The sequence below is a fragment of the Gordonia sp. NPDC058843 genome, assembly GCF_042743165.1.
In the GTDB taxonomy this organism is placed as follows: Bacteria; Actinomycetota; Actinomycetes; order Mycobacteriales; family Mycobacteriaceae; genus Gordonia.
In genome coordinates this window covers 114,650-137,368 of sequence record NZ_JBHYNC010000007.1, presented here as the reverse complement: position 1 = coordinate 137,368, position 22,719 = coordinate 114,650, and the positions used below count along the sequence as shown (strand labels likewise).

Annotated in this window: 26 protein-coding genes; 20 read left to right on the top strand and 6 right to left on the bottom strand. The window is 68.9% G+C overall.

The features are described 5' to 3' along the window. Nucleotide 1: 1 nt before the first annotated feature. A complete protein-coding gene (locus tag ACFW3F_RS07725) occupies nt 2-562 on the top strand; it encodes a potassium channel family protein (protein WP_388055920.1) in 561 nt (186 codons plus the stop codon). A 47-nt stretch (nt 563-609) separates the two neighbouring features. Here ACFW3F_RS07725 and ACFW3F_RS07720 read toward each other — a convergent pair whose 3' ends face one another. Continuing rightward, nucleotides 610-1,737, bottom strand: coding sequence for an NDMA-dependent alcohol dehydrogenase (locus ACFW3F_RS07720; protein ID WP_388055918.1), 1,128 nt, complete (start codon nt 1,735-1,737; stop codon nt 610-612). Between the two features lie 370 nt (nt 1,738-2,107). Between ACFW3F_RS07720 and ACFW3F_RS07715 the strand changes: the two genes are divergently transcribed. Beyond that, entirely contained in the window at nt 2,108-3,064 is a 957-nt protein-coding gene (locus ACFW3F_RS07715; protein ID WP_388055916.1) for a R2-like ligand-binding oxidase, read from the top strand. 21 nt (nt 3,065-3,085) lie between these two features. Here ACFW3F_RS07715 and ACFW3F_RS07710 read toward each other — a convergent pair whose 3' ends face one another. The 5 genes from ACFW3F_RS07710 to ACFW3F_RS07690 are packed head-to-tail and all read right to left on the bottom strand — an operon-like array spanning nt 3,086 to nt 8,016. Beyond that, nucleotides 3,086-3,700, bottom strand: coding sequence for an ABC transporter ATP-binding protein (locus ACFW3F_RS07710; protein WP_388055914.1), 615 nt, complete (start codon nt 3,698-3,700; stop codon nt 3,086-3,088). Then, nucleotides 3,697-4,461 (bottom strand): ATP-binding cassette domain-containing protein, encoded by a 765-nt coding sequence (locus tag ACFW3F_RS07705; RefSeq protein WP_388055912.1) that lies wholly within the window; start codon nt 4,459-4,461, stop codon nt 3,697-3,699. The genes ACFW3F_RS07710 and ACFW3F_RS07705 overlap by 4 nt, the downstream gene beginning before the upstream one ends. Next, nucleotides 4,458-5,327: an ABC transporter permease gene (locus ACFW3F_RS07700; RefSeq protein ID WP_388055911.1), complete on the bottom strand. Its 870-nt coding sequence runs from the start codon at nt 5,325-5,327 to the stop codon at nt 4,458-4,460. The genes ACFW3F_RS07705 and ACFW3F_RS07700 overlap by 4 nt, the downstream gene beginning before the upstream one ends. Next, nucleotides 5,324-6,403, bottom strand: a complete 1,080-nt coding sequence (locus tag ACFW3F_RS07695) for an ABC transporter permease (RefSeq protein WP_388055909.1) — start codon at nt 6,401-6,403, stop codon at nt 5,324-5,326. The genes ACFW3F_RS07700 and ACFW3F_RS07695 overlap by 4 nt, the downstream gene beginning before the upstream one ends. Continuing rightward, complete coding sequence (locus tag ACFW3F_RS07690) at nt 6,385-8,016, bottom strand: ABC transporter substrate-binding protein (protein ID WP_388055907.1); 1,632 nt, start codon at nt 8,014-8,016, stop codon at nt 6,385-6,387. Before ACFW3F_RS07690 ends, ACFW3F_RS07695 begins: the two co-directional genes overlap by 19 nt. A gap of 153 nt (nt 8,017-8,169) precedes the next feature. Between ACFW3F_RS07690 and ACFW3F_RS07685 the strand changes: the two genes are divergently transcribed. From ACFW3F_RS07685 to ACFW3F_RS07600, 18 genes are all read left to right on the top strand, one after another. Beyond that, complete coding sequence (locus ACFW3F_RS07685) at nt 8,170-8,463, top strand: helix-turn-helix domain-containing protein (RefSeq protein ID WP_388056001.1); 294 nt, start codon at nt 8,170-8,172, stop codon at nt 8,461-8,463. 22 nt (nt 8,464-8,485) lie between these two features. After that, nucleotides 8,486-9,361 carry an alpha/beta fold hydrolase gene (locus ACFW3F_RS07680; protein ID WP_388055906.1) on the top strand — a complete coding sequence of 292 codons (876 nt, stop codon included), beginning with the start codon at nt 8,486-8,488 and terminating at the stop codon, nt 9,359-9,361. An 18-nt stretch (nt 9,362-9,379) separates the two neighbouring features. Then, nucleotides 9,380-9,919: a MarR family winged helix-turn-helix transcriptional regulator gene (locus ACFW3F_RS07675; RefSeq protein WP_388055904.1), complete on the top strand. Its 540-nt coding sequence runs from the start codon at nt 9,380-9,382 to the stop codon at nt 9,917-9,919. A 212-nt stretch (nt 9,920-10,131) separates the two neighbouring features. Next, nucleotides 10,132-11,652 (top strand): aldehyde dehydrogenase, encoded by a 1,521-nt coding sequence (locus tag ACFW3F_RS07670; protein WP_388055902.1) that lies wholly within the window; start codon nt 10,132-10,134, stop codon nt 11,650-11,652. Nucleotides 11,653-11,708: 56 nt separating this feature from the next. After that, complete coding sequence (locus tag ACFW3F_RS07665; protein ID WP_388055900.1) at nt 11,709-12,122, top strand: RidA family protein; 414 nt, start codon at nt 11,709-11,711, stop codon at nt 12,120-12,122. A gap of 52 nt (nt 12,123-12,174) precedes the next feature. Next, complete coding sequence (locus ACFW3F_RS07660; RefSeq protein WP_388055898.1) at nt 12,175-12,693, top strand: cupin domain-containing protein; 519 nt, start codon at nt 12,175-12,177, stop codon at nt 12,691-12,693. 40 nt (nt 12,694-12,733) lie between these two features. After that, nucleotides 12,734-13,684 (top strand): PDR/VanB family oxidoreductase, encoded by a 951-nt coding sequence (locus ACFW3F_RS07655; protein WP_388055896.1) that lies wholly within the window; start codon nt 12,734-12,736, stop codon nt 13,682-13,684. Nucleotides 13,685-13,693: 9 nt separating this feature from the next. Continuing rightward, nucleotides 13,694-14,692, top strand: coding sequence for a VOC family protein (locus ACFW3F_RS07650; RefSeq protein WP_388055894.1), 999 nt, complete (start codon nt 13,694-13,696; stop codon nt 14,690-14,692). Further along, entirely contained in the window at nt 14,689-15,489 is an 801-nt protein-coding gene (locus ACFW3F_RS07645) for an alpha/beta fold hydrolase (RefSeq protein ID WP_388055892.1), read from the top strand. Before ACFW3F_RS07650 ends, ACFW3F_RS07645 begins: the two co-directional genes overlap by 4 nt. Then, a complete protein-coding gene (locus ACFW3F_RS07640) occupies nt 15,486-16,229 on the top strand; it encodes an SDR family oxidoreductase (RefSeq protein ID WP_388055890.1) in 744 nt (247 codons plus the stop codon). Before ACFW3F_RS07645 ends, ACFW3F_RS07640 begins: the two co-directional genes overlap by 4 nt. Before the next feature lie 51 nt (nt 16,230-16,280). Continuing rightward, nucleotides 16,281-17,060: an SDR family oxidoreductase gene (locus ACFW3F_RS07635; RefSeq protein ID WP_388055888.1), complete on the top strand. Its 780-nt coding sequence runs from the start codon at nt 16,281-16,283 to the stop codon at nt 17,058-17,060. Nucleotides 17,061-17,125: 65 nt separating this feature from the next. Further along, entirely contained in the window at nt 17,126-18,820 is a 1,695-nt protein-coding gene (locus ACFW3F_RS07630) for a thiamine pyrophosphate-binding protein (RefSeq protein WP_388055886.1), read from the top strand. Next, on the top strand, nt 18,817-19,275 hold the full coding sequence (locus ACFW3F_RS07625; RefSeq protein WP_388055884.1) for an alpha/beta fold hydrolase: 459 nt from the start codon (nt 18,817-18,819) through the stop codon (nt 19,273-19,275). Before ACFW3F_RS07630 ends, ACFW3F_RS07625 begins: the two co-directional genes overlap by 4 nt. After that, entirely contained in the window at nt 19,272-19,505 is a 234-nt protein-coding gene (locus ACFW3F_RS07620; protein WP_004018951.1) for a recombinase-like helix-turn-helix domain-containing protein, read from the top strand. Before ACFW3F_RS07625 ends, ACFW3F_RS07620 begins: the two co-directional genes overlap by 4 nt. Nucleotide 19,506: 1 nt before the next feature. Next, nucleotides 19,507-20,616 (top strand): Rieske 2Fe-2S domain-containing protein, encoded by a 1,110-nt coding sequence (locus ACFW3F_RS07615; protein WP_388055881.1) that lies wholly within the window; start codon nt 19,507-19,509, stop codon nt 20,614-20,616. Beyond that, a complete protein-coding gene (locus ACFW3F_RS07610; protein WP_388055879.1) occupies nt 20,613-20,948 on the top strand; it encodes a hypothetical protein in 336 nt (111 codons plus the stop codon). The genes ACFW3F_RS07615 and ACFW3F_RS07610 overlap by 4 nt, the downstream gene beginning before the upstream one ends. Next, the gene (locus ACFW3F_RS07605) at nt 20,945-21,349 is read left to right on the top strand and encodes a RidA family protein (RefSeq protein ID WP_388055877.1); all 405 of its coding nucleotides are present in this window, start codon (nt 20,945-20,947) and stop codon (nt 21,347-21,349) included. The genes ACFW3F_RS07610 and ACFW3F_RS07605 overlap by 4 nt, the downstream gene beginning before the upstream one ends. A gap of 51 nt (nt 21,350-21,400) precedes the next feature. Continuing rightward, nucleotides 21,401-22,711 carry an MFS transporter gene (locus tag ACFW3F_RS07600; RefSeq protein ID WP_388055875.1) on the top strand — a complete coding sequence of 437 codons (1,311 nt, stop codon included), beginning with the start codon at nt 21,401-21,403 and terminating at the stop codon, nt 22,709-22,711. Nucleotides 22,712-22,719 lie beyond the last annotated feature (8 nt).

Here is a 22,719-nt window from a genome sequence, read left to right as displayed (position 1 = left end):
CGTGCCCGGCGGCACAGGTCCGCGTGAGGAGAATTCGCCGGGCACGACAGCGTCTCTCGGTCTGGTCCGGGGACGCGAGCTCACGGTCGCCCTGCTGCGGCCGATCGGGGCGGCAGTCGTCCTGCTCATCGGATATTTTCTGCTACCCATCAACAAAGAGAGTGATCTGAACTACCTCGGACTCGTCGTCGGTGCGGCGTTGCTGATCGCGTTCTGTGTCTGGGAGGTTCGCAAGTTCGCGGGTTCCGATCGACCCGTCGCGACCGCGATGGAGATGCTGGTCGCGCTGGCCGGGTTCTATATCGTCGCGTTCGCCACGACCTACTTCTTGTTCTCCGAATACGATCCCGGCAGTTTCAACGAGCCGCTCACACGGGTCGACGCGCTGTACTTCTGCCTCACGGTGTTCACCACGACGGGTTTCGGCGACATCGCGCCGGATTCGCAGGGCGCCCGGGTCGCGGTGTCCATCCAGATGGCAAGCACCCTGCTCCTGCTCGGACTGGGCGTCCGCTTCCTCAATCTGCTGGTGAACCACCGACGCCAGGCCACCGGGCGGTGACCTGGCGTCGGTGATCGGTCAGACCTCGGGCAACAACCCCGGTCGGCTCAGTAGTCGTCGTCGCCGTAGACGATCATGCCGCGGATGTTGTTACCCGCCAGCATGTCGTCGTAGGCCTCGTTGATCTGATCGAGACGGTAGGTGTTGGTTACCAGGTCGTCGAGGTTGAGCTTGCCCGCGCGGTACTCGTTGAGCAGAGCCGGAACCTGCGTGCGAGGACTTGCACCACCGAAGATCGCGCCCTGCACGCGCTTCTGCATGAGGGTGAGATCGAAGAGGTTCATCTGGGCGTCCATCGAGGCGAAGTTGCCCATGCCCACCACGACGACCTGTCCGGCCTTGCCCGTGAGGGCGAGGGCCGGGGCGATCATCGAACCGTCGATCTCACCGACCGTGAGGATGGTGGTGTTGGCCATCTTGCCCCAGGTGATGTCACCGATGGCCTCGAGCGCGGCCTCCATCGACGCGAACGTGTGTGTCGCGCCCAGCTTTTCGGCCATCTGCAACTTGAACGGCACGGGATCGACGGCGATCACATTGCGTGCGCCCGCGGCGGCCGCGCCCTGCACCGAGTTGATACCCACGCCACCGATACCCACGATGACGACGGTGTCACCGGCGTGGGTCCCACCGATCTCGACAGCCGAGCCCCAACCGGTTGCGACACCGCAACCGAGCAGCGCAGCCGCCTGGAGCGGGATGTCCTCCTCGATCTTGACCAAGGATGCCTGGTTGACGGTGATGTAGGGCGCGAAGGTGCCGAGCATGCACATCTGCACCAGCCGCACACCGTCGTGCGTGTACGCGCGGTTGGTGTCGTCGGAGATGGACAGACCGGTCAGCAGGCGCGCTCCCTCGTCGCAGATGTTCTGCTGACCGCGGGAGCACGGCTCGCACGTGCCGCAGGCCGGGATGAAGGCGGTGACGACATGGTCACCCTCCTTGAGGCGGGTGACACCGGGGCCCACCTTGGTGACGACACCGGCACCCTCGTGACCTCCGAGTACCGGCATGGGTGCCGGGCTGTCGCCGGTCCGCAGATGATGATCCGAGTGGCACAGACCCGAGCTGACGAGTTTGACCTGGACCTCGCCCGCGACCGGATCGCCGAGTTCGAACTCCTCGATCTTCCACTCTTCGCCCGGGTTGCGCAGAACTGCACCTTTGGTCTTCATTCGTGCTCCTCGCTCGTGCTGCCCCGAACTCGGGGCGTCAGATATCGCCGTCTGCTTATGCGACGTAGATCACATGGTGCTCCACCGCCGGGGCGTCCGCAGCCGTTTCACGCGATCCATGGCACAGGATTGGGGTTCGCGTTTCAGCCCGACTTCTCCGACGCCTGACCGGGCTCCGCATCCGGGATCCGGCGGTGCAGGACAGGGTTGCGGGCCGGTTGCCGATCGGCCGCCACCGAGGGGGCCCGCCTGTCGTACAGTCACCGAGAAGTCCACCACGACAACAGAGTTGGCCGATCTCATACCTATGGATCAAGGAAGGGGTTAGCGTCGGGGTATTCCACTTCCGAAGTATCTGGCTGGTGATCTCATGACTCTCATCGAACACAAGGCGGAGGGCCGGCAGGACTTCTCGTCGTTGCGACAAGGTGGTCTCAACTGGGACTCGTTTCCGTTGCGGCTCTTCGTGAAAGGCAACGCGCGGTTCTGGGACCCGGCCGCCATCGACTTCTCGCAGGATGCACAGGACTGGGCCGAGCTCAGCGACGAGCAGCGGCGGAGCGCCACCTATCTGGTGAGTCAGTTCATCGCGGGCGAGGAAGCGGTCACGCAGGACATCCAACCCTTCATGAAGGCGATGGCGACCGAGGGCCGCTTCGGCGACGAGATGTATCTGTCGCAGTTCTGCTTCGAGGAGGCCAAGCACACCCAGGTGTTCCGGCGGTGGATGGATGCTGTCGGCCTGACCGGCGATCTGCAGAGCTTCGTCAGCGCAAATCCGTACTATCACCAGCTGTTCTACGAGGAGCTGCCGGCTTCTCTGCACATCCTCGACCACGACCCGTCACCGCGGAACCAGATTCGCGCCAGCGTCACCTACAACCATGTGATCGAGGGCAGCCTGGCACTCACCGGCTACCACGCCTGGCAGAAGGTGTGTACACAGCACGGGATCTTCCCCGGGATGCAGAAACTCATCCGGTTCATCGGCGACGACGAGCGCCGCCACATGGCGTGGGGAACCTTCACGTGCCGTCGGCACGTCGCGGCCGACGACACGCTGTGGGACGCCGTCGGCGAACGCATGAACGAATTGCTGCCCCTCGCCCTGGGCATGATCGAGTGGGTCAATCAGCAGTTCGAGGTCCAACCCTTCGGGCTCGACAACGACGAGTTCCTCGCGTACGCGGCCGACCGCGCACAGCGTCGGCTCTCGGCCATCGAGTCCGCCCGGGGACGACCTGTCGCCGAGATCGACCTCGACTACTCCCCCGAGGTCCTCGAAGACCAGTTCGGCGAGGACGACGCCATCCGCCTACAGATGTGACGGTGCACCCCGGCCGGACCGTCAGCGCCCGTCGAGGTCGACGACGTTCCTGCTGCGCGAACCCACGAGCCGCCGATCATGGCTGACCAGCAGCAGACCTGCCCCCTCGGCGACGAGGTCGTCGAGCAGCGACGCCACCGCCCGCTTCGCGACGGGGTCCAGCATCGCGGTCGGTTCGTCGCACAGCACGACCCTCGGCTGTTGCACCGCGAGTCGGCCGAGGCACGCTCGCTGAAGTTGGCCGTCGCTCACCTGTGACGGGTAGCGGTCGAGCAGGCCAGGGTCGAGCCCGACGCGGTCGGCGACAGTGTCGACATCGCAGTCCTGTCTCATGATCGTCGCGGGTTCGGCGACGATCCGCCGGAGCGTCCACCGTGGGTTGGTCACCAGCCGCGGATGCTGCGCGAGCAGACCGATGGCACCCGAGTGCCGGTCACCTCGCCACTCCACCGTCCCTTCGGTCGGGGCCGTCAGCCCCGCGAGGATGCGCAACAGTGTCGTCTTACCACTTCCCGATCGTCCGACCACCCCGGTGACCGACCCGGGCCCGATGCCGATGTCGAGGCCCTCGAACACGACCGTGTCACCGAAGTGGGCGCTCAGGCCCGTGCCGACGAGGAGGTCGCCGGTGGTCACCGCACACCCTCGAAGAAGCCGGCGACGTACGCGTCGTCGGCGGCCACGACCTCGTCGAGCCGACGATGGTCGACGATCCGCCCCGCGCGCATGACGGCCACCGAATCGCATCCGCGCCGCATCGTCGCGATGTCATGCGTGATGACGAGGACCGCCGCACCGCGTCGTGCGGTATCGGCGAGGAGTTCCCAGATGTCGGCGGCGAGCTCGGAATCGAGCGCCGAGGTGGGTTCATCGGCGACGATCGTGTCCGGGTCACCGGCCAGCGCTGCGGCGATCGCGGCGCGCTGCGCCATGCCGCCGGACAGCTCGTGCGGGTACAACCGCAGCGCATCGGGGTCGAGGTGCACGCGCCGGCACAGTTCGACGGCGTCGTGCGTCCCGCCGAGGATGTCGCTCACCTCGTCGAGTTGGGCGCCGACGGTCCGCACCGGAGTGAAGGAGGTCGCCGCCGACTGCGGGACGTGGCCGATGCGACGCCCGCGGAGGCCCCGCCAGCGGCGGTCGGCGCCGGCCAGTTCACGATCGGCGAAGACCTCGCCGCCCACCCGCAGCCGCCCGGTCACCACGGAGCCGGGCGGGAGCAATCCGGACAGAACACCTGCGACCATCGATTTGCCGCAACCGGACTCGCCGATGAGTGCGGTCATCGAACCGGCGGGCAGCGGCACCGTGACATCGTCGAGGACGCGGATCGCCGATCGGCTCCACGTGCTGCGGGCGACGATGTCCACCGTCACCCCCTCGAGCCCGGCGTTCACCGCCAGACCTCCCCGGCGGGCGGCAACGTGGCGCGGCGGAGCGAGGCCGCGGCCGCCGCGCACGCGAGCGCGGTGATCATCAGTGCGACGCCCGGCACCGCCAGCGTCCACCACGCACCGGTGAGGATGTCACCGCGCGCCTGGCCGAGGAGGGTGCCGAGGCTCGCGGAGTCGGGCGAGAGCCCGACCCCCAGGAACGACAGGGTGGTCTCGTGCCAGACCGCATGCGGCAGCAGCACGGTCATCGCCACCAGTACCTGGCCGCTGACCGCGGGCAGCAGGTGGCGCACGCCGACGAAGGTGCGGGATGCGCCGGCCAGACGGGCCGATTCCACCCACCCCGAGGACCTCGCCTCGAGCAGTTCGGCGCGCACCACCCGCGCCACAGCGGGCCAGTGGGTCAGCGCGATCGATGCGATGATCGCAATCGGCTCCCCACGCCACATCGCGGCGATGACCACTCCGACGACCAGATGGGGCAACGCGTTGACGCCGTCGACGAGGCGCATGACCACCGCGTCGAACCATCCGCCGAGCGTCACCGCCCCCACCCCGACGAGGACGCCGAGGAACGTCGCCAGGATCGCGCACGCGGCGGCGATCAGTAGCGAGATCCTCAGTCCGGCTGCGGTTCTGATGCCCAGGTCGTATCCCGAGTGGTCGGTCCCCAGCGCCGCCTCGGCACCCGGCGGCAACAGCGACCGAGCGAAGTCGGCGGTCTGCTCGCCTGCGACCACAGGCCACCCGATCGCCGTGACGACCAGAATCGCCAGCACAACCCACGGCGCGACGACGACCACGCGGTGACCGATCGCGGCCCGGCGGCCCTCGACCTGGACGCTCGTCGCGTCACCGAACGTCGTCATGCGGTCAGTCCGATCCGCGGATCGGTCCACACGGCCGCCGCGTCGGACACGGCAGACCCGAGGAGGACGAGCACCGCCGAACCGACCGCGAGCGCGGCTAGCAACGAGAAGTCCAGAGCCACCGCAGAATCGACGAGCGCCTCGGCGAGACCCGGCCAGCCGAAGACGGCCTCGACGATGGCGGCTCCGGCGATGAGTTCGGGCAGGCGGGTACCGAGGAGTGCGAGCGTCGGCAGCACCGACACCGGAATCACGTGCCCTCTCAGCAGCGCCCACCCGTCGACGCCGCGGGCGCGGGCGGCCCGGACCGCGTCCGAGGCGGTGGCATCGACGACCGCCGCGCGCATGGTCAGCAGCAGCCACGGAACCATCGACACGGTCAGGGCCAGGTACGGCAACACGGCATGCGTGAGCAGACCGTCGAGCGAGTAGGCATCGCCGGGACGTCGTGCACCGGAGGTCGGGAACCACCCGAGCGTGACCGCGAAGACGCTGACCAGCACCAGGGATACGACGAACGGCGGGGTCGCGGCGAGCATGGCCGCCAGCGCCGTACACGCACGGTCGACCAGTCCACCGCGCCGCATCCCGATGAGAGCCCCGCCGACGACTGCGATCAGTGCGGCCGAGAGCAGGGCGGCCGACGACATCCCGACGGTGAACGGAAGTCGTTGGGAGATCACGTCCCCGACTGATTGGCCTTGCGTGGAAGACCAGCCCAGGTCACCGCGGAGCACCGCGCCCCACCAGTTCCACCAGGCGCTCAGCCAGTGCTGGTCCAGGTCGTAGGCGGCCGCGATCGCCTCCCGCTGGGCGGGGGTCGCCGACTGGTAGTTGTCGCCGAGATGGGCGGTGAGCGGATCGAACGGGGAGGCCGCGGCGACGGCGAAGATCCCCAGCGACACCAGGATCGTCGTGAGGATCATCAGGAGCGCGCGCCGCAACAGGAGCCGTCCGGCCCGGCGCAAGCGCGAGTCCGGACGCCGTGGTCGCCCGGCCCCGGACCGATCGTCGGCGTCGATCCCGGGCGCCGACCGGACCGACGAGGCGAGTGAGGTCATGAGATCGGTTGCCACGACGGGAGGTTCCACCACGGACCCCAGGTGACACCGTGCGAATGCGGCTCCAGGATCGGCGCGTCGTGCCGCCATCCGTCACCGCGGGAGGCGTAGGTGTGGTGCAGGAACGCCAGGAAGACGTAGGACGGCTGCTCTGCATAGACCTGCTGGATGCGCTTGTACCGCAGATCGTTCTCCGCGCCGGGCGCACTCTCGCGAGCCTCGTCGAGAAGAGCGTCGAGCCCAGGAGCGGTGAGGTCGCCCGGATTGGAGTACGGCGACGAGTTCGGGACCCGGGTGTGCAGGGTGTCGTAGACCTGCGAGTCGATGCTGTACGGCGTCGCTCCTCCACCCAGAAGTACTGCCGCCGTGCCGAGTTCGGAGTCGATGTCGTCCCAGCTGGTGCCGCGGGTGAGCACTTCCACCCCGATCTTCTTCATCGACGCCGCGAACGCGACCGCGAGGTCGCGACGAAGGGTGTCCTGCGCGTTGTAGAGCAGCGGGAACGATGCCCGGTCGGCTCCGCGGACGCGGACGCCGTCCGGACCCGGCCGCCACCCCGCGGCATCGAGTGCTGCGACCGCACCCTCGGCGTCGAAGCCGAACTGCGCGCCCTCGTCGTAGACGTCCGGCCCGTACACCGAGGCGACCGGTGTACTGGCGGGCTCACCGTCGCCGGTGAGTACGTCGTCGACGACGCCCTGCCGGTCGACGCCCAGGTTCATGGCGAGGCGGGCCGCCGGATCGGCGGTGAACGGGTTGGTGCTCGGCAGCGAGACACCGCGCCAATCCGCGGATCTCACCGACACCACGTCGATGCCGTCGCGTCCCTCGAGGCTGTCGGCGAGTCTCGGCGGCAGATTCGCACCGTCGATCTCACCGGCCGCGATCCGTTGTGCGCGGGTGTTGTCGTCGGGAACGTGGGTGTAGACGATCCGGTTCACTGCCGGCCGGGTACCCCAGTAGTCCTCGCGCGCGACGAGAACGGCCTGATCCGGTTCGAGCGACTCGAGTCGGTACGCCCCGGTGCCGACCGGCTCGGTGTTCAGCGCCCACTCTGCGGCCGGCGCCTCCTCGACCTTCTCCGACGGCACGATGCCCACCAGAAGGTAGGGCGACGGGTCGGCCTCGGTCGTCATCCGCACCGTGACCGCACGAGATCCGTCGGCCTCGACCGCGACGATCGGTGCGAAGTCGGTGGCGATCGCCGACGCGACCCGCGGATCGACCACCGCGCGATAGGTGGCGACCACGTCGGCGGCGTCGAAGGAGGTGCCGTCGGAGAACGTCACCCCACTCCTGAGCGGCACCCGCCAGGTCCGAGGGGCGACACGCTCCGGCGCCGACTCGGCGAGGGCCGGGACGAGGTCGGGGACGCGGTCGTCGCCGTCGCCAGCCGGGATGAGCAGACCGTCGTAGACCGGCGAGACGCCGAGCTGCGCGTAGCCCAGCATGGGATTGAGGTCGCCGAGTGGCTGCCCCTCCCCGAGCACGATCTGATCGGTCACCGTGGCGCGTTCGGACGCCGAACAGCCCGCGAGTGCGACCGTCGCGACCAGCACGGCCGCACCGGCCGTGGCGAGTCCGCGAACGGCCGATGACGATCCCCCTACACCTGTGTGCACAGACATATGTTCCACCAGACACACATTTGCCGCCAGCGGAGCGGTGGTGAACGATGGACGGCGTGCCCGCCGAGACGACGAGGAGTACCGGTGACCGACTTCGACCCGGACTCATTCGACGCTGACTCTTTCGACGCTGACTCCTGGGCCGCGCGGTTCATGCTGCTCAGCGACCCGAATCGGCTCCGACTCGTCGCCGAGATGCATGCCAACCCGGGATCGACCGTCGCCGAACTCGCCACCCGCATCGGGATCACCGAGAACGCCGCTTCCCAGTCGATCCGCAAGCTTCGCGACCAGGGCTGGGTCCGCTCGGAGAAGGCCGGTCGGATGGTCCACTACGAGGTGGTCGGCGACGCGATCGTGCACCGCATCCTGCACGACATCATCGGCGTCGGGCACATCACCTCCGCAGATCGGCCAGATCATGCCCACCCGGTGACAACGGATTAGAACACGTTCTAGTCTGGTCGTCGTGGATGTCACCTTCGATGCGACCAAACGGGAACTGACGACCGACAAGGGCACGCTGCGCTATCACGAGGCCGGCGACGCCGACGCCCCGCCGCTGATCCTGCTGCACGGTTCCGGCCCCGGCGTGACCGGCTGGCGGAACTACCGAGGGAACCTCGGGCACTTCGCCCAGACACATCACTGCTTCGTCATCGAATTCCCCGGCTTCGGGGTGAGTGACCCCGTGGAGGGCCACCCGGTGCTGACCGCCGGCGGTTCGGTCATCCGGTTCATGGATGCACTCGGCATCGACAAGGCCGCGATGATCGGCAACTCGATGGGCGGGGTCGTCGGCGTCAACCTGGCGATCAAGAAGCCCGAACGCGTCGAGAAGCTGGTCACCATCGGCGGCGTCGGCCCGAATGTGTTCAGCCCCAGCCCCAGTGAGGGCCTGCGCCTGCTGCAGGAGTTCACCGACGCCCCCGACAGTGACCTCGACGGCAAACGGGACAAGCTGGTCCGATGGCTGAACTCGATGGTCTTCGACCGCTCGCTCGTCACCGAGGAGCTCATCGAGGAGCGATGGGAAGCGGCCATCAATCCCGACGCGCAGAAGACGGCGCAGATGATGTACGGCTCAGCGGCTTTCGAGATGCAGCAGCAGTTCATGGCCGCCTCCGACAACCCGCCGTACTGGGCGTCGATGCACAAGGTCGCCTGCCCGACGCTGTTGACCTGGGGCCGCGACGACCGCGTCAGTCCACCCGACATGGCAATGGTCCCGATGCGTCTGATCCCCGACGCCGAGCTGCACATCTTCCCGAAGTGCGGCCACTGGGTGATGATCGAGGCCAAGGCCGCCTTCGAGGCGACGGTGGGAGCTTTCCTCGCCCGGTGATCCACTAACCTCGCCACCATGGATGGTGTCGACGTCATCGTGTCCCATTGGGCCGTCGCCCGGCCCGAGCTCGATGTCTCCGCGCTCAAGGTCTTCGGCCGGCTCCACCGCAGTTTCCTCGTCTACAAGGCGCGCATCGCCTCGACGTTCGACGAGCACAACATCACCGACTCCGGCTTCGACGTCCTCGCCTGTCTGCGCCGAGCCGTCCCCGACCACCGCCTGACCGCGGGAGAACTCGCCGAACAGACCCTCGTCACCACGGGCGGTCTGTCCCTGCGCGTCAAACGACTCGAGGACGCGGGCTTCGTGACGCGCACGCGCGACCGCTCGGACGCCCGGGTGGTCTACGTCGAACTGACCCCCGAGGGTGCGGCACTCGTCGACCGCATCGCCGACGAGCACTTCGCGAAGCTTCATGCCATGCTCGCCGAACTGTCGTCGGATGAGGCGGCCGACCTTGCCAGGCTGCTCGGGAAGCTGGAGCACTCCGCGCGCTTCGCCGTCCTGGGCGACGGTCTCGATCCGGGCGAATCGGATCCGATCGCAGCGCTCTGACCTCCCCGGTGGAAAAATTTTCTGCCTGGCCGTGATGGCCGACACACCCCATGTGACCTGCGTCTCCGCTGTTTCGCCGACGTAAAACCGGCGTTACAGAGCTCTGTACTGCGACTTCCCCGGTTGACCTCTTAGCGCTAAGGCTTTACAACTGTCTTAGCGCAAAGATATTCCTCCGGACCATCTCGGTCTTCTGCCCCGAACGGAATCGCATGCCCCTCGTGACCAGTACCCCCGAACACCTCACGGTCGACTCCCGTGATCTCGACGACCGCATCTACGTCGGCGGCCACTGGGAGGTCGGTGGCGGTGACCTGATCGAGTCCGTCGACCCGTCGACCGGCCGGGTCTTCGCGACCTTGCACGCGGCGACACCGGCGGACGTGGACAGCGCGGTCCGGGCAGGTCTGCAAGCTGGCAACGAAAGCGGTTGGGCGAGCGCACTTCCCCACGAGCGCGCCGCGGTGCTGCACCGGATCGGCGACGGGATCGACGCCGCCCGCGATCGCATCGCGCGGCTGCAGACCCTCGACACCGGCAAGACCCTCGGCGAGACGACGGCACTGGCTGTGAGTGCGGCCAACACCTTTCGATACATGGCGGCTGCCGCGGAGACCTCCGACGGCGCGCTCACGACCCCGCGCGGCCCGTGGCTGACGATGTCGACGCATCGTCCGATGGGTGTCGTCGGTGCCATCACCCCGTGGAACTCGCCGATCGCGTCCGACGCCCAGAAGCTGGCGCCCGCGCTCGCAGCGGGCAACGCGGTCATCAGCAAGCCGCCGGTCTGGGCGCCATGGGTGACCTTGCTGCTGGCCCGTATCTGCGAAGAGGCCGGACTGCCGCGCGGCCTGCTCTCGGTTCTGCCCGGCCCTGGTCGGACCGTGGGCGAGGCCATCGTGCGTCACCCCGACGTCGCGAAGGTGTCGTTCACCGGTGGGACGAGCACCGGGCGCCACCTCGGTCGGATCGCGGCCGACAAGCTCATGCCGATCACGCTGGAGCTGGGCGGTAAGTCCCCGACCATCGTCTTCGCCGACGCCGATCTCGAACGCGCCGCGCAGGGCGTGCTGTATGGCATCTTCTCGTCGAGCGGACAGAGCTGCATCGCCGGCTCGCGAGTGTTCTTGCAGCGCAGCATCGTCGAGCCCTTCACCGACGATCTGGTGCGGCGCGCCCAGCAGCTGCGCATGGGCCCGGGTACCGACCCCGGCACCGACGTCGCACCGATGATCTCGGCCGCGCATCGCGACTCGGTGGCCGACAAGGTCAATCGTGCCGTGGCCGACGGCGCCGAAGTGCGCTGCGGTGGTGCGGTTCCCGTCGACGGTCCGCTGGCCGATGGTTGGTACTACCCGCCCACGGTGCTGACCGGGGTGGCCAACACCGACCGGATCAGCCAGGAGGAGATCTTCGGACCGGTCGCGGTGATCATCCCGTTCGACGACGAGGCCGATGTCGTGGCGCAGGCCAACGACACCGTCTACGGACTGGCCTGCGGAGTGTGGACCGAGGACTACCGCCGCGCCCTGCGGGTCGGCGAGGCCGTCGACGCCGGAACCGTCTGGGTCAACACCTACAAGCAGTTCTCGATCTCCACGCCGTTCACCGGGCTCCGCGACAGCGGGCTCGGTACCGAGAAGGGACGCGAGGCGATCCGCCAGTACTCCGACCAGAAGAGCATCTACCTCGACCGCAGCGACGAGCCGATCGCATGGGGTCGCCGGCCGTGACCGCGCCATCCGTGCATCGCGACGACATCCACACCCCGACGGAAGGAACCACACCCATGACCGCCCCAGCCTCGACCACCCCAGACTCGACCACCTCAGCCTCAACCGACTCCGCCACATCAGACCACGACACCGCGCACCCCTACAGCCCCGCGTTCGCCGTCGCCGGTTTCGGATTCGTCTCCGGCGCACTGTCGGTGGACGAGCACGGCGTGGCCGTGCCCGGTGTCGACGCCGCACTCGACGCGGCGATGGCCCGGCTCGGCGAGCGACTGGCCACCATCGACATGACCCTCGCAGACATCGTCAAGACCACCTATTTCGTCACCGACGTCTCGCTGCGCGATGCCGCGAACCGTCACTACGAGAGCGTCTTCGACGCACCGCGCCCGGCCCGGTCGTTCGTCGAGGTGGCCGCGCTGCCCTATGGCGCGACCGTCGAGATCGAGGCGATCGCCCACTCGTCCTGACCGGACCACCTCCGCACCAATCCCACCCAGAACACCGAGAGGAATCATCACCATGACCGCACCAGAGAAGACCGTCGCCGACCTCGAGCAGCAGATCGACTCGTGCATCGCCAGCCGCGAGACCCGCCACGAGGACTGGGACACACTGGGTTTCCAGGCCGCCGCCGGCGGCGACCGCTTCAAGCGCGCCCAGATCCGCTACATCGGCTCGGGCGCCACCGGCAACCACGAGAACGACAACCGGACCCTGCCGTCGGACCACTTCACGTTCTCCAACATGCGCCTGCCCGCCGGGGCCGTCGGACCCGAGCACACCCACCACGACGTCGAAGAGGTGTTCTTCGTCCTCGAGGGTGAGCTCGAGGTCGCCGTCCACGACGTGGAGGACGGCACCAAGAAGGCGGTCCGTCGTCTCGGTTACCGCGACCTGATCCGCGTGCCCGCCGGCGTCCCCCGCAGCCTCGCCAACGTCGGCGACACCGACGCGCTGTTCTGCGTGATCATCGGCGCCGAGAAGCCGCAGCTGCCCACCTACCCGCCGAGCTCGGAGATGTTCGGCGTCACGCGCTGAGCCTCGTCCTGCCCGTACCCGAACCCGAGAGGTGCCCACCATGTCCGCAGACACGACGAGAGTCCTTCGCGTGCACCAGAAGACCTGGGAGGCCGACGGCGTCACGAGCATCACCCTCGTGGATCCGTCCGGTGCCGAACTCCCGCGCTGGGAACCGGGGTCGCATGTCGCGCTTCGTCTGCCGGACGGGCTCGTGCGGGAGTACTCGCTGTGCTCGGCGCCGGAGGACTCGTCGCGCTGGACCGTGGCCGTCCTCCGGGCCGAGAAGTCCCGGGGCGGAAGCACATATGTCCATGACCGACTGTCCGTCGGCGCCGAGATCGAGGTCGACGGTCCGCGCAACGCCTTCGCCATCGACCCCGATGCCGCGCACCACATCCTGATCGCCGGCGGCGTCGGCATCACCCCGATCGTCGCGATGATGCGCCGGCTGGAGTCCGAGGGCGGGTCCTGGCGGATGCTGTACGCGGGCCGGTCACGACGGTCGATGGCGTTCGTCGACGAGGTGGCCGCGCACTCGGCGTCGGTCGTTCATGCCGACGACGAGCGCGGCGGATTGCCCGACCTGAGAGCGCTGTTCGAGGACGTGCCGCCCGGATCGGTGGCGTACTGCTGCGGGCCGGCCGCACTGCTCGACGCCGTCGCCGGCGTCGTCCCTCCGGAGATCCCCCTGCGCAGCGAACGTTTCGCCGCGCCGGTCGTCGAGGTGGACACCGGCGGGGACACGGCCTTCGACGTCGTCCTCGAACGGACCGGTCAGCGGATCCCGGTACCGGCCGAGAGGTCCGTGCTCGACGCCCTCGCCGACGCCGGCGTCGATGTCCCCAGCTCCTGCACCGAAGGCATCTGCGGAACCTGCGAGGTCGGGGTCGTCAAGGGCGACCTCGACCACCGCGACTTCGTACTCACCGACACCGAACATGCGAGCGGCCAGACGATGCTTCCGTGCGTCTCGCGTTGCCGCTCAGCCGAACTCGTACTCGACCTCTAGGGGAATCCCGTGCTCTACTCCCAGCTTCCCGTTCTCACCGACCAGCCGGTGTGCCGACTGCGCAGCCTGCGGTCGGTCACACTGAGCGTCCCCGATCCCCTGGCCTCGCGGGACTTCTACCACGAGGTGTGGGGACTGAGCACGGTCGACGAGGACGGCGACCGGTTCTGGCTCCGCGCCACCGGCACCGAGCACCACGTCCTGGACCTCTGCCGGGGCGACTCGAACGCCCTGGGCGGCTTCAGCTTCGCGCTGGGGACACCCCGCGAGGTCGACGACGCCGCCCGCGCCCTGGAGCGGATCGGCGTGCCGCTGCTCCGCGAACCCGGGCCTCTCGACGACGCCGGCGGCGGATACGGTCTGGCCCTCGTCGATCCGGAGGGACGCACCGTCGAACTGTCGGCGGATGTGCACGCCGTGTCGTCGCAGGAGCCCTCGGGTCGTCGCGCCATCCCGCGCAAGATCGCCCACGTCGTGCTGAACACCACCGACATCGAGCGGATCACGGCGTTCTACACCCAGGTCCTGGGAATGCGGGTGTCGGACTGGTCGGAGCGCCAGATGTCGTTCTTGCGATGCAATTCCGAGCATCACGTCATCGCGCTGAATCAGGCGGCCTGGCCGGCGCTGAACCATGTCGCCTACGAGATGACCTCGATCGACCATTTCATGCGCGGCATCGGCAACCTGCGCTCCCACGGGATCTCGCCGCAGTGGGGTCCGGGCCGCCACGGCCCCGGCGACAACACGTTCTCCTACTTCACCGATCCGGCGGGGCTCGTCTGCGAGTACACCTCCGAGGTGGCGCAGATCGACGAGGACGCATGGCTGTGCCGGACCTGGCGACGCACGCCCGAACTGTCCGATCAGTGGGGCACCGCAGGCCCGCCGACGACCGCGGTCCGCTCGGCGATGGCCGGCATTCCCGACCACGGTGCGAGCTCCCTGGTGACACCGCGAGACCCCGACTACTTCATCGCCTTGCCCGAACCCGTGGGTGTCGCATGATCACCGCCACACCAGTTCTCGAACGCGTGCACGTCGAGGACCACCCGTCCGGACGCGAGGTCCGCGGCGAACACGACGCGGTGCTGCTGCACGGCATCGGCGGAGCGGCGTCGTCCTGTGCACCGCTCGCCGCACGACTCGCCGCCGCGGGACTGAACTGCTGGTGTCCCGACGCGCCCGGTTACGGACGTTCCCACGATCCACGCGCCGGCGTCGACCCGGTGGACGAGATCGCCGACGTGGTGCGTGCGCTGTCCCCGGACCGGTCGGTCGTCCTGCTCGGCACGTCCTGGGGCGGGGTGATCGCGATGGCACTCGCGATCCGGCACCCCGGCCTCGTCAGCGCGCTCGTCGTCGCCGACAGCACCCGCGGCTCGGGCACCTCCGCGCACAGGGCGGCCGCCATGCGATCGCGCGTGACCGGTCTCGCCGATCGCGGCCCCGCCGCGGTGGCGGCCGAGCGGGCGGGGGCACTCACCGCCCCGGGCGCCGACCCCTCGATCACCGCCGAGGTCCAGCGCACCATGTCAGCCGTGCGTCTGCCCGGATTCGGGGTCGCGGCGGAGTTCATGGCCGCCACCGACCTCGGCGCCGACCTGGCCTCCATCACCGCACCCACCCTCGTCGTCGTCGGCGAGCACGACACCATCACCGGAGTCGACGAGTCGCGCCTCCTGGCCGAACGCATCCCCGGGGCCGTGCTACGCATCGTCTCCGACGCCGGACACGTCGCCATCCAGGAACGCCCCGGCACGGTCGCCGACCACGTCATGGACTTCCTCGGGAGCCTGCCGTGAACGCCGGCACGGTCGTCGTGACCGGTGGCGGGCGCGGTCTCGGCAGGGCCATCGCCGAGCGGCTCGGCCGGGACGGTCATCGGCTCGTGATCGCCGAACGCGACGCCGAGACCGCCGGTCGCGCCGAGGCCGCACTCCGCGAGAGCGGCCACGACGCGCTCGCCATCGTCACCGACATCGCCGACGTCGACTCCGTGCGGGCACTCGCCGATCGTCTCGACGACGACGGTGACCGGGTCGTGGGGCTGGTCAACAACGCCGCGATCGCCGACGGCGTCGGCGGTGCGACGTTCTTCGAACTCGCCGACGACGAGTTCGGCCGACTGACCGACGTCAATGTCCGCGGCACCTGGTCGGTCACGAAGTACCTGTGGCCGTTGCTCTCCCGCTCTCAGGGCGCTGTGGTCAACATCGCCTCCGACGTCGCCATGTACGGGTCGCCGCGGCTGGTGCACTATGTGTCGTCCAAGGCCGCGGTCATCGGTATGACGCGATCGATGGCCCGCGACGCCGGCCCACACGGTGTCCGCGTCAATGCCGTTGCGCCCGGGCTGATCCGGGTCGAGGCCACCGAGGGTGTTCCCGAAGACCGGTACCGCACCTACGCCGCCGGACGCGCACTCGACCGCGAACAGACCCCGCAGGACGTGGCCGGTGTGGTCCGCTTCCTGTTGTCCGAGGACGCCGCTTTCGTCACCGGTCAGACCATCGTCGTCGACGGCGGTTTCATCTTCCGCTGAACGACGCGGCCCCGCACCACCTTTCCCCACCACCAGCCCCGAGGAGTACCCATGGACCTGCAACTCGCCGGTCGCCGGCTGCTGATCACCGGCGCGAGCTCCGGCATCGGTCTCGCCACCGCCCGGCTCCTCGCCGAGGAAGGCGCGCGGCTGGCACTCTGCGCCCGGGACGAGGACCGCCTTCGCTCCGCGACAGCCGATCTCGCCGCGATCACCGACGTGGTCACCGCCTCGTGCGACGTCACCAGCCGCGCGTCGGTCGACGCATTCGTCGCCACCGCCGTCGATCGCCTCGGTGGTCTCGACGGCGTGGTCTGCAACGCCGGCCGGTCGCTCATGCGGTCGCTCGACGAGACCACCGACGAGGAGATCCGTGACGAGTTCGACCTCAAGATCTTCGGCGCCCTGCACGTCATCCGTGCCACCCGTGCCGCGCTCGCGGCGTCGGACCGCGGCGCCGTGGTGATCGTCAACGCCATCCTGTCGCGGCAGCCCGAAACCCGCCTGGCAGTCACGTCGGCGGCCCGGGCGGGCCTGTTGAACCTGTCGAGCTCGCTCGCCGAGGAGCTCGCGACCGACGGGACGCGCGTCAACTCGGTGCTGCTCGGCCTCATCGACACCGGGCAGTGGCAGCGCCGGTTCGCCGAGAGCGGCGCCGACGACTTCGCGGCGTGGAGCGCGGAGATCGCCGGTGACCGCGGAATCGCACTGGGACGCTTCGGCTCCGCCGACGAGCTCGCGTTTCCCATCGCCACCTTGCTCTCGCCGCGGAACAGCTACACGACCGGCGCCACGCTCGAGGTCGGCGGCGGGGTGCACCGCTATGTCTGATCGCGCTCTTGCCTGACACGAGTCCCGCCCTCCCCATACGAACCCAGCAACAGGAGATCCATCCGATGACCGAACACACCGGGAACCGCCGACCCACCGGCGGCGACGTCCTCGTCGAGGTGCTGCGCCGGCACGGCGTCACCACCGTCTTCGGGGTCATCAGCATCCACAATCTCCCGCTCGTCGAAGCCGTCGACCGCGACCTCGTGTTCGTCGAGATGCGGCACGAGGCGGCCGCGGTCAACGCCGCCGACGGATTCGCCCGCGCGTCAGGCGGTCTCGGCGTCGCGCTGACCAGTACCGGTACCGGGGCCGGAAATGCCGCGGGCTCGATGGTGGAGGCATTGACCGCGGGCAGCCGCGTCCTGCACATCACCGGTCAGATCGAGAGCGAGTTCCTCGCACCCGGCCGGCCGGTCGCCAGTCGCGGGGTCATCCACGAGTTCCCGGCCCAGCCGCAGATGCTCGACGCGATCTCGGCGTACTCCACCACCATCACCGAGGCCAAGGACGTCGAGGCCGAACTCGAGACCGCCATCGCGCGGATCTTCGCCGCACCGTCGGGCCCCGCCAGCGTCGAATGGCCCACGGACCTCCAGTATCTCGCCTCACCGGACGCCCAGCGACCGGCTCCGTCGACGCCGGTCGCACTGCCCGTGGCCGACACCGACGCCATCGCCCGCGCCACCGATCTGCTGCGGAACGCGCAACGGCCTCTGCTCTGGCTGGGTGGCGGGGCCGCCGGTGCCGGTGACCAGGTGGCCGAGCTCGCGCGGAGCCTCGGCGCGGGCATCGTCACCAGCAACTCCGGACGCGGGATCGTCGCCGAGGATGTCCCGCTGGTCATCGGCAACTTCGCCACCACTCCCGCGGTACGAGCGCTGCTCGACGACGCCGACCTGCTCCTCGCCGTCGGCACGCACTTCCGGTCGAACGAGACGGCGTCCTACTCGCTGTCGCTGCCGGCGACCATGATCCAGATCGACGTCGAGCCGACGACGATCGGCCGGGTCTATCCCGCCACGGTAGGACTCACCGGCGATGCCGCACAAACGATCACGGCGATCCTCGACTGCCTCGACACGGTCGCCACCGTCGACGAGTGGCCCGCCCGGGTGACAGCGGTCCGTGAGGAGGTCCGGGCCGATCTCACGACCTACATCGGCGGTTACGCCGAGATCTGCACGGCGATCCGCACTGCGCTGCCTCGCCGCTCGGTGATCGCCCGCGACGTGACGATCCCGTCGAGCCAATGGGGCAACCGCCTGCTCCCGATCTACGAGCGCGGCACCAACATCTTCCCGCTCGGCGGCGGCATCGGTCAGGGACTCGCCATGGGAATCGGTGCGGCGCATGCCCGGCCCGACGTCCCTACACTCGTGCTGGCCGGCGACGGCGGACTCGCCGTCCACCTGGGCGAGCTCGCCTCCCTGGCCGGGTCGGGCGCCCCGGTGATCGTGCTGGTCGTCAACGACGGCGGTTACGGAGTGCTGCGAAACATGCAGCAGAAGAACGGCTTCCGTCGTGCTGGTGTCGACCTCCACACCCCGCGGTTCGACCTGCTGGCCGCGTCGATGGACATCCCCTACCGGCTCGTGCGGGGTCCGGGCGTCATCTCCGAGGCCCTCGAGGCCGCGGTGCAACGCGGCGGACCGTCGTTCATCGAGGTGGATGTCGAGGCAATCGAGCCCGCTCCCGGCCCGTTCGTCCCACCCGTGCACGTTCCCACCGAGCACAATCCGTCCGGGGCTTCCTCATGACCACCCCGGCCCTCTGGTGGGGTGATGACCTCGCGACGCGGGTGCGTTCTGGAGACCAGGCCCACGTCTTCGCCTCCGGTACCGATGTCGCCGACGCGGTCGCACTTGCCGTCGAGAATCCGGATCTCGTGCTCAGTCTCATCCTGGCCGAGCCCGCACCACTCACCGCGGAGACGACGAAGATGCTTTCTTCCGTGCGGGTTCCGACCCTGGTGCTCGCCTCCGCGCCAGACGCCGACACCGATCTCGGTGCGGCACAGACGCTGGCCGGCGACATCGACAACGGTGTCTTCGTCGTTCTCGACGGCGCCCCCGTCCCCGCGCACACCGAGTGCCGGGAGTCCTTCGAGGAGTGGGCCGTCTCATTCGTCGCGATCGCCGAGGGCCTCGCCGCCCGCGACGGCCGCCTCCTCGCCCAGCCCACCCCACTCATCGACGAAGGAGTTCTCCGATGATGACTCGCCCAGCCCGCGAGCCCTACCTCGAGACGCACCAGACACATCCGGAACCGCTGACCCCCTACGAGCTCAAGCTCGCCGGTTCCGTCACCGAGATCTTCACCGCGGGGGCAACGACTCTCGACGAGGTCACCGACGGCCTGAACGCCCTCGGTCTCCACGGACCCGACGGTGGTCCGTGGACCGCCGAGACCTTCCGCGCCGAGATGCGCAGATTGGGGAAATGACATGACCACCACGCAGCCCACCTCCGACCACAGGTCCGCGACCCGCGAACGGCCCTCCGCGCGACGGACCCCGACCTACGCCGTGGGGACCCGCCGTCACCTCGACGCCGACGAGATCGCGGCGACGGGACTCCGAGACCGCTGGTACCCGATCCTCCCGTCGCGGATGCTCGAACCCGGCGCCATGGTCCCGGTCCGTCGGCTCGAGGTCGACTGGGTGCTGTTCCGCGACGCGCAGGGACGGGTCCGCATGCTCGAGGACCGGTGCCCGCACCGCAGCGCGCCGCTGTCGGTGGGCCAACATCTCGGGGACCGCATCGCCTGCGCGTATCACGGTGTCCAGGTGGACGGCGAAGGCACCGTCGTGTCGGTGCCGGGAATGCCGGGATGCGCCCTCGAGGGCCGCCGGGCGACGGTGTCGCTCGAGGTGGTCGAAGCAGCCGACACGATCTTCGCCTTCCTTCCGCTCACCGCCGAGTCGGTGCCCACCCCGTTCGTGCTGCCCGACCGGCTGTCCGATCCGGAGGTGTCGTGGTTCGGCAACTTCGCCGAATGGGCGGGACCGTGGCGCTTCTACATGGACAACGTCCTCGATCCCATGCACGGCGCGTTCCTGCACCGCAATTCGCATTCGATGTTCGGTGGCGACACCTCGGCGCGGTTCCGCATCCGCGAGACCGACCGCGGCTTCTTCTTCGAGAAGACCGACCAGCGGGGCGTCAACTTCGACTGGGTCGAGTTCGTCCGCGGATCGATGGATTACGTCGACCTCGAGATCCCGTACGGTCCCGGCGCCGGTCCCGGCGGGGTGTTCGGGATCGTCGGGATGAGCACGCCCATCGACCGCTCGACGTCGGCGATTTTCCATTGGCGCACCCGCCGCGTGTCCGGCTGGGAACGCGAGACCTGGCGGTTCCTGTATCGGACGACGCTGGAGGCCAAGCACTGGGAGGTCCTCGAACAGGACCGGCTGGTGCTCGAGGCGCTGGCCGGTGACGCCGACCGTGAGGAGCACCTCTACCAGCACGATCTCGGCGTCTCCCGGATTCGGCGGATCTACCGCGCCGACGCCGTCGCCCAGGCCGAACAACTCGTCGCAGCGAACGCATGACCGCAGGCGAGACGATGTTGCTCACCGTCGTGCTGCGCCACGATCAGAGCCAGAACCTCGAACAGTTGCAGGGCCGGCTCGACGAGAACGACTGGTGGCACGGCTTCCCGCCCGCCGGTTGCGAGATCGTCTCCTGGGTCGTCGCCATGGGGATCGGACAGATCGTGACCCTCCGGCTCCCGGCCGACCGGCTGCCCGCGGTGAACGTCGAACTGGAACGGCGGGCGTGGGGTTCTTTCGCCACCGACTTCTACCCGACGTACGACTTCCTACCGGTCCGCGAACGACTGACCCGCGAATCCGATGCGCGGCGGGCGGCGGTGACGTCATGAGCCGGGTCGGCCACCCCGGTGTCGCGGAGCCGCCTCGTCCGGACATGTTCAGCAACGCCCGGGTCGTCGGCGACCAGTTCTTCCTGTCGGGGATGCACGCCGGCGGTCCGGGCGGACCGGTGGTTGGTGACGACACGTACGCGCAGGCCGTCGAGACCTTCCGCCGCGTCCGCGCACTCACCGAGGCGTGCGGCGCGACTGTCGACGACATCGTCGTTCTGCGCATCTTCGTCACCGACATCGCCGACAAGGCGGCGGTCGGACGCGCCCGGAGCGCGATGTTCTCCGGAGACTTCCCGTGTTCGACCCTCGTCGAGGTGTCGGCACTGGTCGAGCCCGGCCTCAGCGTCGAGGTCGAAGCACAGGGATTTCTCCCGAAGGCCGCACCCGCGGCCGACTAGAATCACTCGAACCGGCGTCAGCCACGCCGACTACACCCCGAGGACGCCATCGTGAGCGGACCAACTCTCAACTCCAGCCCGAACAACTCAGCACCGGCAGTCGACAGACCCAACTGGCCGGTCCTGATCCTCGCTTTCATCGCCGTCGTCCTCGACGGCTACGACACCATCGCCCTGGGCCTCTCGGTACCGGCGCTCAAGGAGGACTGGGGTGTCCCCGCATCCCACTTCACCCCCGCGCTCTCGCTGACGAGTCTCGGCGTGGCACTCGGCTACATCGCGGTCGGACGCCTGACCGCACGGTTCGGCTGCCGCAACGTCATCCTGGCCGCGGTGATCGTCTTCACCGTCGGCAGTCTGCTGACAGCCTGGGCCGGCAACATCGTCGAGCTGAGCGTGCTGCGCCTGATCACCGGCTTCGGTCTCGGCGCGGTCATGCCGGCGGCGGTGGCGCAGGCGACCGCACTCAACCCCGCACGGCACCGGCAGTCGATCGCGGTGTTCGTCACGATGGGCATCTCGATGGGTGCGTTGATCGCCGGACTGCTGGGCTCCCAGTTGGTGTCGGCATACGGCTGGCCGTCGGTGTTCGTCGCCGGTGCCATCGCCTCGGCGGTCCTGTTCCCCTTCCTGTGGGTGTGGCTGCCCGACGAGCGCAAGCTGACCGGTGTGACCCAGGGTTCGGAGGCCCGCCACCACGCGGCCGTGGCCCGGTTGTTCGACCCCGAAGTGCGCGGGCGGACCATGCTTCTCTGGGGCTTCGCCTTCATGGTGTTCTCGGTCTTCTACATCTTCTCGTCCTGGCTGCCCACCCTGCTGACGAGTTACGGCTTCAGCACGGGGCTGGCACCGCTCGGGTCGGCGGCACTGGGCGTCGGCAGCATCGTCGGCGCCGGAGTGCTGATCCTCGGTGCGACCCGCTTTCGGATGAGCTCCGTCCTTGCCGGGACCACGGTGGCGGCAATCGTGTTCCTGATCCTGTCCGCCTTTCTCGGCGCCGACAAAGCGTTGCTGCTGGTGGTGTTCGGCGGCGTCGGGCTCGGACTGCAGGCCGGCATGATCGGGCAGGCCGCCGTCGCGGTGTCGATCTATCCGCAGGCCACCGCCGCGACCGGGGTCGGCTGGGCGTCCTCGATGGGCCGCCTCGGATCAGTGGTCGGCCCGATCGTCGGCGGCGCCCTGATCGGACTGGGACTGTCGACGAGTGCCATCGTGCTCATCGCGTGCGCTCCCGTCGCGGTCGCACTCGGACTCATCCTGCTGCTCCGCCGGACCGAGCCGAAGGTGTCCGACGACGTGGCCGGGAGCCAGTCGACCGGAACCGCACCCCTTCGGGGCCAGGCGGTCGGCGGACCGGCCTGACGCGGCGG